Below are 15594 nucleotides of genomic sequence, written 5' to 3'. Positions count from 1 at the left end.
GCCCAAGACCCGGCCCCCCACCCCACCCAGCGCTCCGCGCCGCACCCCGCGAAGGACTCGGAGCCAGGCCGGGCGCAGCCCCCCGCATCCCGTCCCGGACCGGCCCCACACCCGACTCAGCGCTCCGCGCCACGCCCCACGCAGGACTCCGCATCAGGCCCAGCCCAAACCCCACCGCCGCACCCCGCGCCGGCCACGGGCCGGCCCGCCACCCAGCGCCCCACGTCGCGTCCGGATGACGCGGACCGGGTCGGCGGGGAGGAGACGTGACATCGGGCGGGCGGGGCAAGAGCCTGACGCAGTTGGCCGGATGGCTCTTCGCCGACGTGCTGCTGATGCTGGTCGTCGTCGTGCTCGGCGGCCAGCAGGTCGCCACGCCGAGCGCCGCCGCCCGTGCCCGTGCGACGCCCAGTCACGGGACGAGCCCCTCGCCCAGCCCGACCCAGACCGCGCCCCCGGGGCTGGATCCCGACAGCAGCTCGGTGCCGGTCCGCGACGTCGACGTCAGCGCCGTGATCGCGGGAGACCCGGCCGCTCTGGACAAGGTGAGGCAGCAGGTCCTGGCGGCCGTCAGCCGCTTCGCCGGACGGCATGCCGCGATGGTGTTCGTCTGGGGGACCGCCTCCCCCTGCTCCGGCTGCTCCGGCGTCTCCCTCGGCGTCAGCCAGGACCTCGCCAACGCCGTCGCACCGCACGTGCACGACTGGGATCCCGCGTTCTTCCCGGTCAACAGCCCGAAACTGATCCGCCCGTACTTCGACGGGACCGGTCAGCCGAACTCCCTCAGTCTCGAACTCTTCTTCATCCGCACCTGAATCCGCACCTGAATCCGCGCCCGACTCCACCCGCACCAGGGAGGTCCCCGTGCAGCGTCAGCTCGCGCTGGCAGAGCTCGAAGAGTACGCCTCCGCCGTCCTGGACTACCTCGCCTCACTCGACCAGCCGCGCAACGAGGAGGAGGACCGCCAGCGCAGCGTGATCCGCGAGGCCGCGCGCCGGCTGAACCGGCGCGTGCAGGCGCCGATCGCGCTCGGCGTCGTCGGGCCCTTCTCCGTGGGCAAGTCGCTGCTGATCGGCACGTCCCTGGGACGGCCCGGACTGCTCCCGGTGGAGGAGCGGCCGACCACCGGCAACATCACCGTGCTCACGCTGGTGCAGGGCGTGCGCGGTGAGGGCACCCGGATCCAGCCCGAGACCAGCATCCGCTTCATGAGCACCGAACGGCTCTCCGAGTGCGTGCAGGAGATCCTCGCCCAGCTGGTGGAGGGCATCGAGCACGCGGGGCTCGACCTCAAGCCCCGCTCCTTCCTCACCGGCTACGACCCGGTGCGTGATCCGCGCGAGTGGGCGCGGTTCAACAGCTGGTACCGCTGCCTGTGGGGGGAGCCCGTCCCCGGGGTCGCCCGACTGTCGAAGATCGAGATCAACGAGGCGCACCGTGAGACCGCCCGCGAGCTCGGCCGGATCCGGGACGCCCAGCTGGGCCAGCGCGGGCTGCTGGACGCGCCCGCTCCCCTGGTCATCCACAGCGACCGGGTCCGCACCGCGGTCGAGCTCCCGCCCCCGGCCGTGCCCGACACCAGCGCGCCCGCGCCGCAGCACCTGGACTTCGGCGGGGCCGACCTGCGCACCGACGACGCCGTGCTGCGGGCCAGCTTCCCGCTGGTGGAGCGGATCGAGCAGACCGTCCTCGTGGACCCGCAGCACTGGGACCTGGCGGCCCAGTTCGGCGCCAACAGCGTCCAACTGGTCGACTTCCCCGGCATCGGCGCGGCCGGCTCCTACGGCCGCGACCGCCACCTCAGCCGGCAGGCGCTGCGCGACATGCACTCCATCGTGGTGGTGCTGCCCTCGGACCACATGCCGTCCGCCGACGCGCAGGACTTCTGGACGATGCTCGCGGCCGACCGCAGCAGCGCGGCGCTGGAGACGGCCGCCCTGGTGGTGAGCAACAAGTTCGACCGGATCGCCGTGCCCGTCGTCGACGGCACACCGGCGTCCCTCCGGGCGGGGCTGGACCGCACGGACTGCCTCAGCAGTCTCGACGCCTTCGCGCCGCAGTTCGTCGGGCCGAGGGCGGCCCAGGACCGGGTCCACCTGGTCTCGCCGGTGCGCGCGCTGCTGCGCGAGAAGCTGGCGTACGACGACGTCTCGGACAACACCCGGGCGGTGATCGAGGGCGCGCGCGACGCCCAGGCCACCGCGCGCAGTTGGCTTCCCTACGCGGCGGAGCTGGATCAGGCCGCGGCCGGGAACCCGTGGACCGCCCGGCTGCGCGCCTACGAGGAGCACGGCGGCGTCGCGTCCTTCCGCCAGGCCGTCGCCGCCCACGTGCAGCGGCACGGCGGGGACCACAAGCTGGAGCGGGCCCGGCGGGCCGGGCAGGACCTGCTGGCGGAGCTGCGCAAGCTGCGGTTGATCGAACGGCGGGACGTGCCCGTGGCGGACGACGCCTACGCCCTCGCCGGCGGCCGGTTCCAGGCGCTGCGTCAGATCCTCGACGAGATGGAGAGCGACTTCGCGGTGATGGCGCGGCTCGCCGTGGAGCGGAACGGGACAGCCGTGCCGCTGCACGGTCCGGCTCCCCGGGAGGCGGCCCGCTTCGCCGGCCAGGTGCGGTCCTCCGTCTATGACGGAATGTACTGGCAGCAGGTGCTCGGGCGGGCCAGGAACAGCGGCGACCTGCTGGTGCGACGCTCGGCGGCGCCACCCGAGGACAGCCTCGACCCGCTCGCGGAGCCGACCGCCGCCGTCCCCTCCGACAGCACCGAGGTCTTCGAACGCGCCTTCCTCGGTGTGCTGGAGCGGGAGTCGGAGGGGATCCAGGCGGAGGTCCACGCCTGGCTGGAGGAGTGGTACGCCTACTGGCAGCCGCTGCTGGACCCGACCAGGGAGTGGATGGAGTCGGACGAGGACTCCGCCGCCCTGCTGCCGCGGATCTTCGAGCGCCACGCCCAGGACGGCGAGGCGCCGGGCCGGTTGCTGGCCCGGCTCGACCTGCGGTCGCTCGTCGACAACCTGCTGCGCCACCTGCCCCAGCTCGCCGCGTCGCTCCCGGAGCGGCCCAAGGACCGGTTCCCGCTGCAGAGCGGACACGCCCTTCCTTGGCACCCGGACGCGTTGGCGGCGACCCCGACGGCGGACCGGCGCAGCCGGCACCCGCTCGCGGTGCTCCAGATGCGGGCGGCGGTCGCGGACGCCGCCGCCGACTACAGCACCCTGCAACTGCACTGGTTGCAGGGCCGTGTCCGGCGTGAGCTGCACCAGCGGCTGCACCGGATCTCCGAACTCGTGCTGGAGACCGCCGCCTTCACCCCGCCGCCGCAACGCCCCGGCGGCGAGGAGGACGGCACGGGCGGCCCGGGCGGCGGCCAGGGGCCCGGCCCCGACGGTCACGGCGGCCCTGACGCCGCGAACAGCAGCGGGAACGGCGGCGGCAGGCCGCGCACTCTGGACGAACTGATCGCCTACTGGGACGCCGACGGCTCGGCGCGGACGGGAGCGGCATGAGCAGCGAACTGACCGTCAGATTCCGCGTGCCCGCCGAGGGCGGGGACCCGGTGGACCAGGTCTACGGAAACCGGCCCTCGGCGGGCCTGGCGGCTCCGGCCAGCACGGCCGCCCGGGTGCTGCCGGACGGTCCCGGCGCGTTCCGCCTGATCCCCGACCAGCGCGGCTACCTGCTGCCAGACGTCGAGTTGGAGCAGTCGGGCCCCGCCGCCAACCTGGTGGCCACCCTCCCGGCCCGCATCAGCGTGCTGGACCGGGACGGGATGCCCGTCCCGGCGGAGCTCGCCGACGCCGTCACCCGGACGTGGGCGGGAAGCACGCCGAGCCAGGTCCCCGTCGAGGGGCTGCGCCGGATCGCGCAGGGCACCCGGCTGCCCACCGCCCTCTTCTTCCCCCAGGCCACGCCGACCGGGCCGAACGGCTCGACCGCGCCAACCGCAGCACCCGGAGCGCCGGGAACGCCGGGAACGCCGACCGTCAACGGCGAACAGCGCCAGCCGGTCTCCCTCGTGGTCAACTGGGACGTCTCCTACACCGTCACCGGGCCGGGCACCCGGCTGCGCGCCCCCGGGCCGGTGACGCTGGAGTTCTGGCCGCCCGGCCGGCCGCTGCCGGTGACGCGCGCGGCCCAGCCCGACCACCTGGTGCTGCGCCCCGCGGACCGGCGTCGCGGTGACGGCTGGGCCGCCGCCGTCGACTTCGGCAGCACGGCGTCGACGGTCACCCTGGTGCTGTCGCGCAGTTCCGGGGGCGTGGTCGACCGCGACCAGCTCACCCGGCTCGCGGCCGGTCTGCGCGCGCTCACCGGCCCGCCGCCGGAGGCGCCCGTGGCATGGAAGCAGCACCTGAGCGATCTGCGCGGCGGACATCTCGACCTCGGCAGCGTCCGCGTCTCCGGCGCCGAGCTGCTGACCCGGCTCGACGAGCCCGAGGCGGCGACCCGGCTGCTGCTGTGGATCGAGAACACCCGCTCGCTCAGCGACGACCGGTCGCTGCGCGACTGGCTCGCGCAACGCACGCACGAGATCGTCACCGCCGCGGTGCGCACCCCCGCGCTGGACTTCCACCAGCTCGGCCCCGTCTTCTTCCGCTACCTCCAGGGCGGCGCGGAGACCGCGGCTCCCGCCAGCGAACTGCTGCGCTACGAGACGTCGGCCGACGCGGTGCGGGTCTCCCGGTACGGAGACGACAGCTTCACCCTCGCACCCGAGGGCCAGGGCACACTGCGCGCCTTCAAGCGGCGTCTGCTGACGCAGGCGGTCGCCGACGAGGGCGCGGACGGCCCGTCCGCGGCCCACCTGACCCAGCACCTGTTCCACCTGCTCATCAAGCGCGCCGAACAGCTCAACCACGGCGGTGCACCCGGACGCCCGCCGCAGCTCGGCACGATCCTGCTCACCTACCCGACCTCCGCCTATCCCGAGTACCGGGTGCTGCTGCGCCGACTGGTCCAGCAGGGGCTGTCCGTGCCCGACGTGCAGTTGACGGTGGACGAGGGTCTCGCGGCAGGGCTCTACTTCGTCATGCGCGACCTGACCGCCGACCTGGACCTCGGGCTCGAGGCGCTGCGCGCCTCGTCCCGGCCGGTGCCGGGCAGGCCGGGCACGTGGACGCGGACCATGCTCGTCGTCGACATCGGCGGCGGCACCACCGACATCGCCCTGCTCGAACTGGAACTGCGGGACCGGACGCCCCGGTTGAGTCAGGCGCACACGTTCGTCTCCGGCCGCGACTACGAGTTGGAGCCGCGGATCCTGGGCACCATCGGCCACCGCCAGCTGGGCGGCGACCTGCTCACCCTGCACGTCTTCTACTGGCTGAAGGCCAGGCTGGTGGACGTGCTCGGCCAGAGCCTGGTCCTCGGCGGCATGCCCGCGCTGGCGGAGGGCGAGACCCTCTCCGCGCTGGTGGCCCGTCAGGTCCGCCACCACCGCGACACCGTCGTCAGCCCGGACGTACGGCGGGTGCTGGGCCGCGCGGTCCCCACCGAGACCCGGCTGCACGGCCGTGAGCTGGGCCTGGACGCCAGCGTCCGGGAGGCCCGGGAGGAGGCGTTCGCGATCCTGTGGAACGTGGCCGAGCGGGTCAAGCGCGCGCTGGGCGGAGCCGTCGACACCGGGCTGGAGACCACGGCCGACGGGACGCTCCTGTTCCCCCGACAGGAGTTGTCGGAGCTGCTGGGCAAGGTCAGCAAGGGCAACGCCTCCCCGCCGCCGGTCCCGCTGCCCGCCGCCGAACTGCGGATCCTGCTGCAGCCCGCACTGCGGGAGGTCGCCGAGATGGCCGCGGGCCTGGTCCGCGACGCCTTCACCCGCATCGAGGAGGAGGGCACGGGGGGCGGCGCCCCGCCGGTCCTGGACCAGGTGGTGCTCTGCGGGCGCAGCAGCGCCATGGCGGAGGTGCGCCAACTGGTCGGCGAGGCACTGGTGGAGGCGACCAACAGCGACGGCGCCGGCCCCGGCTGGGACCCGAGCCGGCTCGCCACCGAGTCGGGCTTCCTCGCCAAGCAGGCCACCTCGATCGGCGCGGCCTGGCTGTACGACATGCGGGCGCGAGCGGGGGTCTTCGGCGACGGCGGCGGGCCGATGGCCCACTCCGAGCTCGCCTTCGTCTCCCGCAGCCTGCTCTCCTGCCTGCCCTGCGACTTCACGCTGCGGGCCATGGCCGGCCGGGACGCGCCGCTGTTCGCCTCGGGCACCCCCTACGAGGAGCTCGACGCGGCCGGGACACTGGGGCTCACCTCCCCCTGGCGCCGCGTCATCCAGGTCGCGGAGGTCCGCCGACCCCGTCACGGCAGCGGTCCGCTGCCGTGGGGCGCGGTCGACATCGCCCAGCGCGCGGCCCGCGACGGCTGCGATCTCGCGTCGCCCGCCTGGAACTTCGACGGCACGCCCGGCATGCGCTTCCGGGTGGTCGTCGACCAGCGGCTCACCCTGGCACTGGAGTTCTGCCACGGCGAGCGGCAGCACCTGGCGGTTCCCGACCAGCAGCCCGCGCACCTCGGCAGCGGGATCGACCTGCGCGAGCTGACCGACCCGCGGATCCGGACCGGCGGAGGCCGGGACACGATCCGGCTGGCCGGCTCGATCTGCGCCTCGCCGGTGGAGTGGGGCAGCCAGGGGTTCGCCCCCGTCGACCTGTTCCCCGCCGGGGCCGAGGACGGCGAGGAGGAGGTGCTCTCCTACTTTCCCGAGCTGTTCCATGTCGGCGCCCACCCGGACCCACTGGTGCCGCCGACGCCCGGTCGGGTCGCCGAGTTCACGCTCGATCAGCCGGCCGAGCACCTCTACTTCTATCTGCGCGGCTCCGGCGCGGAGGCCCCGCTGCCCCTGGGCCGGCTCCCGTTGCCGGCGGGCAACCCGGACGTGCGCACCGGCCGGCTGCGGGTGACCCTCGACGCACGCGGCGTCCTGCGCGCCCACCGCGGCGCGCTCCCGCACCCGCAGGCGGCCAACTTCACCGAGGCCGTCGACCGCCCCGGCTGGGTGTACCGGGTGCCGATGGAGAGCCGTGCGGGTGACTACGTCCGAGGCTGGGATCCCGAGAGCGGGGAACACTGATGACACATCACGACCGGCCCGACCGGCCGAGGAACGCCGCCGCCACGGGCGGAGCGGCTCCCTCTCCCGGCGCCCGAGGCGGAGCGAGTCCGGGCGCAGCGGGTCCCGGCGGAGCGGGGCCGGGCGCAGCGGCCCGGGGCGGAGAGGGGCCGACTCACGGGATCCCGGGCGCAACGGCCCCGGGCGGAGCAGGTCCGACTCACGCGGTCCTCGGCGAGGCGGCTCCTGGCGAAGCGGGGCCGGGCGCAGCAGCCCGAGGTGGAGCGGTGCGGCCTCCCGGCGAGGCGGTCGCGTCGGGCGCCGTCGCGGGCGAGGGGGTGTCGGAGGACCGCGGCGCGGGCCGCGCCGTCGCGGCGGAGGGCGTCGCGGAGGCGTCCCGGCTGCTGCCGCCGGAGGCGTTGGAGCAGTTGCGTGCGCGCGCGCTGGACCCGGACCCCGCTCCGGTCGACTGGGCGACCGCCGCGGCCCGCGCGGCGTTCGAGGCCGCGCACGCGGCGCAGGCGGTCTCCCACGGCCTCGCGGACCTGCGCGACCGCTGGCGTCAGGCGGAGTGGCTGCTGGAACAGGCGCGCCGGGAAAGGGCCGCCCTGGAAGCCGCGGTGCCCGATGCCGCGAGGCAGCTCGAACAGGCGCTCCTCGACCGGGACGCCCAGCAGGACGCGCTGAACCGCCTGTCGGACGACGCCGAGCAGGCGCGGCGGGAGTGCGCGGAAGCGACGCGGCGGCGGCAGGCGGCCGAGGAGGGGACGGCCGATCTCGTCGCCGCCTGCGAGGCGGCCCGCTCCGCTGCCGCCGAGGCCGAGCACCGGTTGGAGGACGAACGCGCCGGGCTCGAGCAGGAGCTCGGCCTGCTCCGGGCGCACGAGACCCTGCTGGAGCAACTCGCCGCCGAACGCGAGCAGTGCCGCCAGGCCGCCGCGGCCGCCGGCCGCCAGGCCGAGACGGAGAGCGACCTCCTGGAAGCTGATCGGACCGCCCTGCACCGCGAGACGCTCGCGCTCGAACAGGTGCGCGCGGAAGCCGCGCTGGAGCGGGAGCGACTGCTCCGGCTGCGGCTCTCCCAGGCCGCCGACGGCGTGTGGGAGCGGGCCCGGCGGCAGGGCCGCCGGTTCGGCGAGGACCCGTGCCCCGAGGCGGACAACGCCGCAGCGCTGTGGACGGCCCTCCACCTCGCCCTGCTCCGACTGCCGGAGGAGGAGCGGCGCGCGGAGGCACGCGCGCTCGCCGAGGTGGCCCGCGACCTCGGCCTCGACCCGGGGTCGTCGGAGCCTGCGCAACCGTCCGAGCCGTGGGAGTCATGGGAGCCGTCGGAGCCGTCGTCCGAGGATCCGGCCGCCACGGACGTGATGCCGGCGGTGCCGTCGTTGCCTCTCGCCGAGGCGGTGCCCGCGCTGCGACTGTCCGTCACGACGCCGTCCTGGGACAGGCTGGACTCCGGGGCGCAGCAGGAGGTCCGGTCACTGCTGCGCGACGTGGCCGGGGTGAAGGGCGACCACCGGCACCTGGTCACCGGGATCCTTGACGGCCCCCGTGCCGGTGGTCCCCTTGCCGCCGGTGAGTCTCGTGACTCCGGTGGCTCCGGTAACTCCGGTGACTCCGGTGATGCTGAGGGCCTGCTGCTACGCGGCGCGGTCCGGGTCCAGGAGACGCTCCTCCTGCTGTGGCTGGACCCGCTGCTGGGACGCCATCTGGGCACCGCGGCCCGCGAATGGAGGCCGTGGCAGGCCGACGGCCTGCGCAACGAGGCCGTCCAGCAGCTCGCCCGGCTCGGGGCCGCTCTCGCCTCCCGGGCCCCGGGGGAACCCGGGTGGCGGACGGTGGCCGAGCGCCTGCACGAGCTGGACGAGCTGCTCGCCGTCCACCACCGCTCCCCGGCCGCCGTGGACAGCTGGTGGGGCCGCCACCGCGCCGCTGCCCTGCCCGAACTCCGCGACGTGTGGCGGCAGGCCGGATGCCACGCCGTCACCGACGCCGGTGAGCTTCAGGCGCTGCTGACCGGGGGCGACACAGCCGGAGAGTACTTCGAGCGCAACGACCTGAGCCCGCGGCCGAAGCCCGTCCTCCAGTGGATCGAGTCGGTGCCGGTCGTGCAGCAGCGCGACGGCTCGGTGGTCCGCAAGGGACGCCTGGTCTGCGGAGTCGTCGATGACTGAGCCCACCCCGACCCGGACCCCGACGCAGGTGCCGACGCAGATGTCGACGCAGGTGGAGGCGCTGGTGACGGCGCTGGCCGACCTGCCGGTGGCGCGGGCGTGCGGGGTGACACCCGCGCTGGCGGCGGACGTGCGGACCGTGTCCTCGGGCGGTGTGCCCCGGCTGCGGCTCACCCTCGTCGGATGGTCGGCCGGTGCCCGGCAGTTGCGGGAGCGGGCACGCGCGGCGCTCCCCGACGCGTCGGTCGACTGGTCGGCCACCGCCGTCGACGCCCACCTGCTGTGGTACGTCGTGCCGGACCCGAGGCAGGACGCCGGTCCGACCCCGCCCGGACCGCGGCTCAACACCCTGCTGACCGGTCCGGCCGCCCCGGCTGCCGTGCTGGTCGTCGCGGCCGACGACGACTGGCGGGGGCTCGGTCTCGACTCCGTCGCGGGCTGGTGCCGCAACCGCACGGCGTCCTGGCCCGCGCCCTGGCCCACGGTCCCGGTCCGGGCCGTGGTCCCGGCCTGGTTCGAGGACCGTCCGAGCCAGAGCGGGCTCGCCCCGCTGCTGCGGGACGTCCTCGACCGGGCGGACGACACCGCCGACGAGCCGCTGAGCGTCGCGCTGACCCGGCGACGTCTGGTGCCCGCCCTGCGCCTGCTGCTCCACCAACTGGCGCCCGACCCGACGGATCCCGCGTCCGTTCCTCCGAACCCGGCCGAGGCGTGGCGGCGCTGCCACACGCTCGCCGCCCTGGCCCCGGCCCGACGCCTGCATCGACGGCTCGCCACCGCCGCCGACCTCCCCTCCCCCACCGCCAGCCCTTCACGGCAGACCTCGCCCTGGACGGAGAGACCATGAACGCAATCGGCTACGCCGCCGTCGCGATCCTGACGGTCCTGCTCGCGACCGGGATCTACCTGCTGGTGCGACAGCGCGCCATGTCGGGCGATCTCGCCCGCAAGCTGGCCACCGCCAACGAGTTGACCACCCGGCTCGCCGGCGAGCTCGACGGCGAACGCACCGCCCGCGCCGCCCAGGTCGAGCGGGCCGACCGCCTCGCTCTGGAAAAGGGCGGCCTGAGCGAGGAGTTGGAGCTGGTCGTGCAGCAGCGGCAGCAGCAGCGCGGCCGCGCCGAGGAGCTGGCCGCCCGGCTCGCCGAGCACGACGACGTGCTGCCACCCGAGTTGGAGACCGCGACCCCCGCCGTGCCCCGTTCGCTGCCGATCGGCCGCGAGGCCGCCCCCGACAGCGTCGTGGACGGCGCGGACCTGGGACCGGTGGTGGTGCGGGCGGCGTCGGTCCGCGGCAGCCGTCACCGCGAGGACCGCGAGCAGCGCCGTGACGCGGTCAACCTGCGTCTGGTGGACGGCTTCGGCGCGCCGGTGCTGCTCAGCACCGTCGCGGCCGGGGCTGCCCACGCGCCACTCTCCCAGACCGGGGCCGACGCGGCCTGCCGGGCCCTGTCCACGCGACTCGCCGCCGGGGCCCTGGCCTCCGGCGTCGCCGTCTTCACACGCAACCGTGACGCGGCACTGGAGGCGGCGCTGCACTCGGCGTTGGCGGGGGCCGCGGAGTCGGTCCGCCTGGTCGCGAGGGCCAACGCCGTCGAGAGCGGCGGAGCCGAGGTCGAACGGCAGGCCGGCACTTCGGTGTTCGCCCTGATCAGTCAGCTGGGCGACCTCGACGAGCGGCAGCATGTGCTGTTCGGCGCGGGTGACGCGGTGCTGCTGGGACTGCGCGCGGACGAGTCCGGCCACATCGGCGGGGCCGGCTGGGAGACGCTGTTCGAGCCCGAGCCCGAGCGGCGCACCGCCCTGCTGCCCGGCCGGTCGGGCGAGTCGCCGGAGCTCCAATGGGCCAGGGTCACCACCCGGCCGGGCGACCTGCTGGCCCTCGCCTCCCGCCCGATGGCGGAGTTGCTCCGCTCCCCGGGCGCGGGCGCGTGGTTCGCGCGGCGCTGGCGCACCCGGCGCCCGCACCTGATCACCTTCCTGTCCGACGTCAACGCCAACATCCGCTCCGCAGGCGGGGACCGCACCGTCGCGTGCGTCTGGGACCACGGCCGCGTGCGCTGAGCCCCATCGGGAAGGCGGCTCCACGCCGAGGCGGCCGAGCCGCCTCCCCCGGAGGGCCGCGGGCCTCAGGCCCGCGGCCCTCCCTGCCGGGCCGTCGGGCCGTCGGGCCGGCCCCGGCAGCGCGCAGCTCGCCGAAGAAGGCGCGGATGTCCCCGACCAACAGGTCGGGCTCCTCCATCGCTGCGAAGTGCCCGCCGCGGTCGAACTCCGTCCAGCGCGCCCGGCGCACGATGTTGTTCGTCCGCTCCGCCACGTGCCGGAGCACGAGGAAGTTCTCCCTCGGGAACAGAGCCAGGGCCGTGTGGTGGCCGAGGGTTCCGCGGGAAGGCCCCAGTAGTCCGTGTGGGCGCGCTCGTAGTAGCGCCGCGCGGAGGATCCGGCGGCGCCGGTCAGCCAGTAGAGCATCCCGTTGGTGAGCAGTTGGTCGCGGTCCACCGCCTCCTCGGGCCGGTGCGCGCTGTCGGTCCACTCCGTGAACTTCTTGGCGATCCAGGCGAGTTGCCCGACGGGTGAGTCCGTGAGGCCGTAGGCCAGGGCCTGCGGCCGGGTGCTCTGCATGTCCGCGTAGCCCTTGTGCTCACGCTTCCACGCGCACATCCGCTCCCACGAGGCCGGCGTGCGCTCGCGCTCCTTCGGCTTGAGCGCGGCCAACTCCCCCTTCGTGGGCGGGGTCTCCGCCGCGTCGCCGGGGAGCATCGAATCATCCGCCGACGGGCCGCTCGGGCCTCGACAGGCAGACGGTAGTCCCGCGACAGGCCGCCTCGGAATCATCACCGGCACGCCGCGGACGACGAGCTTCGGGGCGACGTCCCGGGCGCGTCCGACGCGCCCGTCGATGAGGGATGACGATGCCCCGAGGACCCGCGTGCGAACGTCCCGCGAAACCGTCATGGACCACGGCGTTCTCGCTGGTCAGCGGGCGTCCCGTCCCGAGTTTCCGGCATCGCGGGCCGGGGCCCGTCCAAGGGGTCGTGACGCCGGTAGGTTTCGCAGCCGACGGCCTGACCACCGGGCACGGCGGTGCCCGGTCGGTCGGCCGCTTCGCGCCGGGCCAGGGGGCCCCATCGTGGCGCGAGCCACTCACACGTCTGACACCACGTCCGACACCACGTCAGGCAACACGTCCTGGGGACGGCGCGTCTCCCGGACGCTTCAACAGAGGGGGAACCTTGCACAGGGAACTCAAGCGCTTCGCGATCGTCGCGGCTCCGGTCCTGTTCGCCGGCTCTGCCGCCGTCCTGGGGCTGAGCGGCAGCGCGACCGCCGCCACGCCGGGCACGTTCGCGACGGCGGTCAAGGCCGCGGCCGCCGCGGCGGTGTCGCCGCAGGTGACGCCGCCCGTCGACATCCGCTCCTCGGCGTGTCCGAGCAACATGGTCGAGAACCAGGTCAGCGGGACCTGCGTGGTGGCGCTCCAGGACCTGCTGGCCAACTGGGGCTTCTGGGGCGACCTGGGCCCGAGCGGCGCCGACGGCGGCTTCGGCCCCGACACCGAGAACGCCGTCAAGGCGTTCCAGACCGCCGCCGGGATCGGCGTGGACGGCCAGGTCGGCCCGCAGACCAAGGCCGCGCTCTACAGCAACGCGCACCCCGGGGACGGGATCCGGTGGACGCTGATGAACCAGTACGACAACCCTCCGGGCGTCAGCTCCTACTGGTGCCTGGACGCCGACGCGAACACGGCGGGTCAGAACGGCCAGAAGATCCAGGGCTGGCAGTGCCTGTCCGGCGACGTCAACCAGGACTGGGAGATGTACGCGGTCCCCAACTCCGGTAACACGATGATCGTCAGCGCGCGTGACGGCGAGTGCCTGGACGCGGACACCAACACCGCCCACACCAACGGGCAGAAGATCCAGGGCTGGGCCTGCAACGGCTGGAAGAACCAGCAGTGGTACACCGGCTCGTCCTCCATCGGTGACTGGGCGAACGCCGGCGACAGCGAGTGCCTGGACGGCGACACCAACACGGCCCGCACCGACGGCCAGAAGATCCAGGGCTGGGCCTGCAACGGCTCCTCCGAGCAGTTCTGGAACAACGGCGAAAACTGACGATCAGTCACTTACGAAAAACCGAAAGGCATCCATGAACGTGCTCATCCGGCGGCCGCTGCGGCTGCTGACGCGTCGCGTGCTGCTCCCGGCCGCACTCGGCGCAACCCTGGTCGGCGGGCTGACCGTGCCGGCGTTCGCCACGCCCGGTCCGCTCGACCTCAACTCGTCCTCCTGCCCCACCAACATGACCGAGAACGAGAACGACGGCTGCGTCACCGAGCTCCAGACGCTGCTGAACACCCACGGCTTCCACCTCTCCGTGGACGGCGACTTCGGCGCCAACACCGTGGCGGCGGTGCGCACCTTCCAGTCCGAGACCGGCATCGCGGTCGACGGGCAGGTCGGGCCGCAGACCAAGGGCGAGCTGTACGTCAGCTCCACCTCCGTTCCGGACCCGATCAACCTTCAGTCCGCCTCCTGCCCGGCGAACATGACCGGCACCGAGGACGACGGCTGCGTCACCGAGTTGCAGGACCTGTTGAACGCGCACGGCGCTCACCTGTCCGTCGACGGCGACTTCGGCAACGACACCCTGGCTGCGGTGAAGGCGTTCCAGTCATCCCACGGCCTCGGCGTCGACGGCCAGGTCGGCCCGCTCACCAAGGACGCCCTGTACGGAAGCTCGGCCGTCACCGGCGCGGCGGTGGACCTGCGGTCCTCCTCCTGCCCGGCCAACATGACCGACGGCGAGGTCGACGGCTGTGTCGCGGCTCTGCAGAGCCTGCTGGACGCCCACGGCGCCACGCTGAGCGTGGACGGCGGGTTCGGCCCGCTCACGCTCGCGGCCGTCAAGGCCTTCCAGAGCGCCAACGGACTTGGTGTCGACGGCCAGGTCGGCCCGCAGACCAAGGCCGCGCTCTACAGCAACGTCAGCACCAGCACGGGCGCTCCCGCGCCCATCGCCCTGGACTCCGCCTCCTGCCCGGCGAACATGACCCAGGGCGAGGACGACGGCTGCGTCACCGAACTGCAGAGCTTCCTGAACTCCCAGGGCCAGCACCTGGCCGTGGACGGCGACTTCGGAGCGCACACCTTCGCCGCCGTCGAGGCGTTCCAGGCCGCCAACGGGCTGGGCGTCGACGGCCAGGTCGGCCCGGCGACCAAGGCGAAGATCCTCTACGAGGACGGCGTCTACCACTGCCCCTCGACCGGCTGCCCCGGCCAGGGCAAGGCGATCCAGCCGTACGTCGTCCAGTACGCGGCGGCCATGGCGAAGACGGGCACCATGCCCTACGTGTACGCCGGCGGCCACGGCGCCTCGCCGGGCCCGTCGCGGGGCTACTGCTCCGGGACGCCCGGCGGCAGTGACTCGGCCGGCTGGCTCCAGGACTCCAACGGCACCTGGTACTGCTTCGCCGGCAGTCACGTCGGCCTGGACTGCTCCGGCTTCGCGCGGTTGATGTACGACGAGGCCGCCGGCTACGACGTCCTGGGCGCGGGCGCCACCAACGACCAGATCAAGTTGGGGAATCTGATCTCCTCGACCCAGGCGGTCCCCGGCGACCTGATCTTCTTCGGGACCAGCACGTCCGCCACCGACCACGTCGGCATCTACGCGGGCGTCGTCAACGGCGTGCGGATGATGTACAACGCGTTCGACACCGGGACGTACGTCCGCGAGGAGCCGGTCTCCGACGCCATGAGCTCGGACCACCCGAACGCCTACTACGTCCACTACGACGCCTACGTCAGCATCCCGGTCTGACCCCGCCCGCCACGTGCGCACAGCAGAAAGGCAGACCGTCGTGAACCTCCGCACACGGGCAGCACGGGCGGCACGGGTCGCCACCGCCGCCGCACCGGTCCTGACCGTCGCCGCGTGCCTCCTGGCCGCCACCGCGGGCTCGATCCCGTCGGCCCAGGCCGCGGTCGGCGTTCCCCAGGTGGTCCAGGGCGACGAGGGCTTCCCGGTCTACTGCGTCCAGGACGCGATCAACTGGAGCGTCGACGCCGGCCTCGCCCTCGACGGCGACTTCGGTCCCGCCACCTACAAGGCCGTCAGGAACTTCCAGGGCATCGCCAGTCTGAAGATCGACGGCGAGGTCGGCCCCCTGACCGGCACCGACATCTGGGCCGCCATCCAGGATCAGATCTCGGTCAAGGGGAACTTCGGGACGCCGTACGGCATCCCGATCGGCAACTGCTACCGGGTCATCCCGACCAGCAGCTGAGCTGTCCGCCGCCCAACCACCGATCACCCGGCACGGCCCGGGAGGCGGCACGCCTCCCGGGCCCAAGGGCCGCACGTCTCGT

The 15594-nt window shown here is 74.1% G+C and carries 9 protein-coding genes and 1 pseudogene; 9 read left to right on the top strand and 1 reads right to left on the bottom strand.

What is annotated here, in order from left to right; translation table 11 throughout:
* Nucleotides 1–266 precede the first annotated feature (266 nt).
* From TR50_RS42610 to TR50_RS17550, 6 genes are all read left to right on the top strand, one after another.
* Nucleotides 267–815, top strand: coding sequence for a hypothetical protein (locus TR50_RS42610; protein WP_052441060.1), 549 nt, complete (start codon nt 267–269; stop codon nt 813–815).
* A gap of 49 nt (nt 816–864) precedes the next feature.
* On the top strand, nt 865–3510 hold the full coding sequence (locus TR50_RS17570) for a P-loop NTPase family protein (protein WP_052441059.1): 2646 nt from the start codon (nt 865–867) through the stop codon (nt 3508–3510).
* Nucleotides 3507–7070, top strand: a complete 3564-nt coding sequence (locus TR50_RS17565; RefSeq protein ID WP_042421904.1) for a hypothetical protein — start codon at nt 3507–3509, stop codon at nt 7068–7070. The genes TR50_RS17570 and TR50_RS17565 overlap by 4 nt, the downstream gene beginning before the upstream one ends.
* A gap of 266 nt (nt 7071–7336) precedes the next feature.
* Nucleotides 7337–9223 carry a hypothetical protein gene (locus TR50_RS17560; protein WP_042421902.1) on the top strand — a complete coding sequence of 629 codons (1887 nt, stop codon included), beginning with the start codon at nt 7337–7339 and terminating at the stop codon, nt 9221–9223.
* A complete protein-coding gene (locus TR50_RS17555) occupies nt 9216–10070 on the top strand; it encodes a hypothetical protein (protein ID WP_042421900.1) in 855 nt (284 codons plus the stop codon). The genes TR50_RS17560 and TR50_RS17555 overlap by 8 nt, the downstream gene beginning before the upstream one ends.
* On the top strand, nt 10067–11287 hold the full coding sequence (locus TR50_RS17550; RefSeq protein ID WP_042421898.1) for a protein phosphatase 2C domain-containing protein: 1221 nt from the start codon (nt 10067–10069) through the stop codon (nt 11285–11287). The genes TR50_RS17555 and TR50_RS17550 overlap by 4 nt, the downstream gene beginning before the upstream one ends.
* Nucleotides 11288–11399: 112 nt before the next feature.
* On the opposite strand, the pseudogene TR50_RS48875 reads toward TR50_RS17550, so the two are convergent.
* Nucleotides 11400–11986, bottom strand: a pseudogene (locus TR50_RS48875) (alpha/beta fold hydrolase); the annotation flags it as partial.
* A 470-nt stretch (nt 11987–12456) separates the two neighbouring features.
* On the opposite strand from TR50_RS48875, the gene TR50_RS17545 reads away from it, so the two are divergent.
* The 3 genes from TR50_RS17545 to TR50_RS42605 are packed head-to-tail and all read left to right on the top strand — an operon-like array spanning nt 12457 to nt 15512.
* Nucleotides 12457–13338: a peptidoglycan-binding domain-containing protein gene (locus TR50_RS17545; protein ID WP_042421895.1), complete on the top strand. Its 882-nt coding sequence runs from the start codon at nt 12457–12459 to the stop codon at nt 13336–13338.
* Nucleotides 13339–13372: 34 nt separating this feature from the next.
* The gene (locus TR50_RS48870) at nt 13373–15046 is read left to right on the top strand and encodes a C40 family peptidase (RefSeq protein ID WP_052441058.1); all 1674 of its coding nucleotides are present in this window, start codon (nt 13373–13375) and stop codon (nt 15044–15046) included.
* Between the two features lie 40 nt (nt 15047–15086).
* Nucleotides 15087–15512 (top strand): peptidoglycan-binding domain-containing protein, encoded by a 426-nt coding sequence (locus TR50_RS42605; protein WP_052441057.1) that lies wholly within the window; start codon nt 15087–15089, stop codon nt 15510–15512.
* Nucleotides 15513–15594 lie beyond the last annotated feature (82 nt).

Source organism: Streptacidiphilus anmyonensis (assembly GCF_000787855.1).
Classification (GTDB): domain Bacteria; phylum Actinomycetota; class Actinomycetes; order Streptomycetales; family Streptomycetaceae; genus Streptacidiphilus; species Streptacidiphilus anmyonensis.
The sequence above is the reverse complement of the archived record's forward strand: the minus strand, read 5'-3'. Positions and strand labels throughout refer to the sequence as shown.

What these genes read in the sequence shown, in the direction of transcription:
- TR50_RS17565 (WP_042421904.1), top strand. Translation starts at nt 3,507, where the DNA reads ATGAGCAGCGAACTGACCGTCAGATTCCGCGTGCCCGCCGAGGGCGGG.
- TR50_RS17555 (WP_042421900.1), top strand. Translation starts at nt 9,216, where the DNA reads ATGACTGAGCCCACCCCGACCCGGACCCCGACGCAGGTGCCGACGCAG.
- TR50_RS17550 (WP_042421898.1), top strand. Translation starts at nt 10,067, where the DNA reads ATGAACGCAATCGGCTACGCCGCCGTCGCGATCCTGACGGTCCTGCTC.
- TR50_RS48870 (WP_052441058.1), top strand. Translation starts at nt 13,373, where the DNA reads ATGAACGTGCTCATCCGGCGGCCGCTGCGGCTGCTGACGCGTCGCGTG.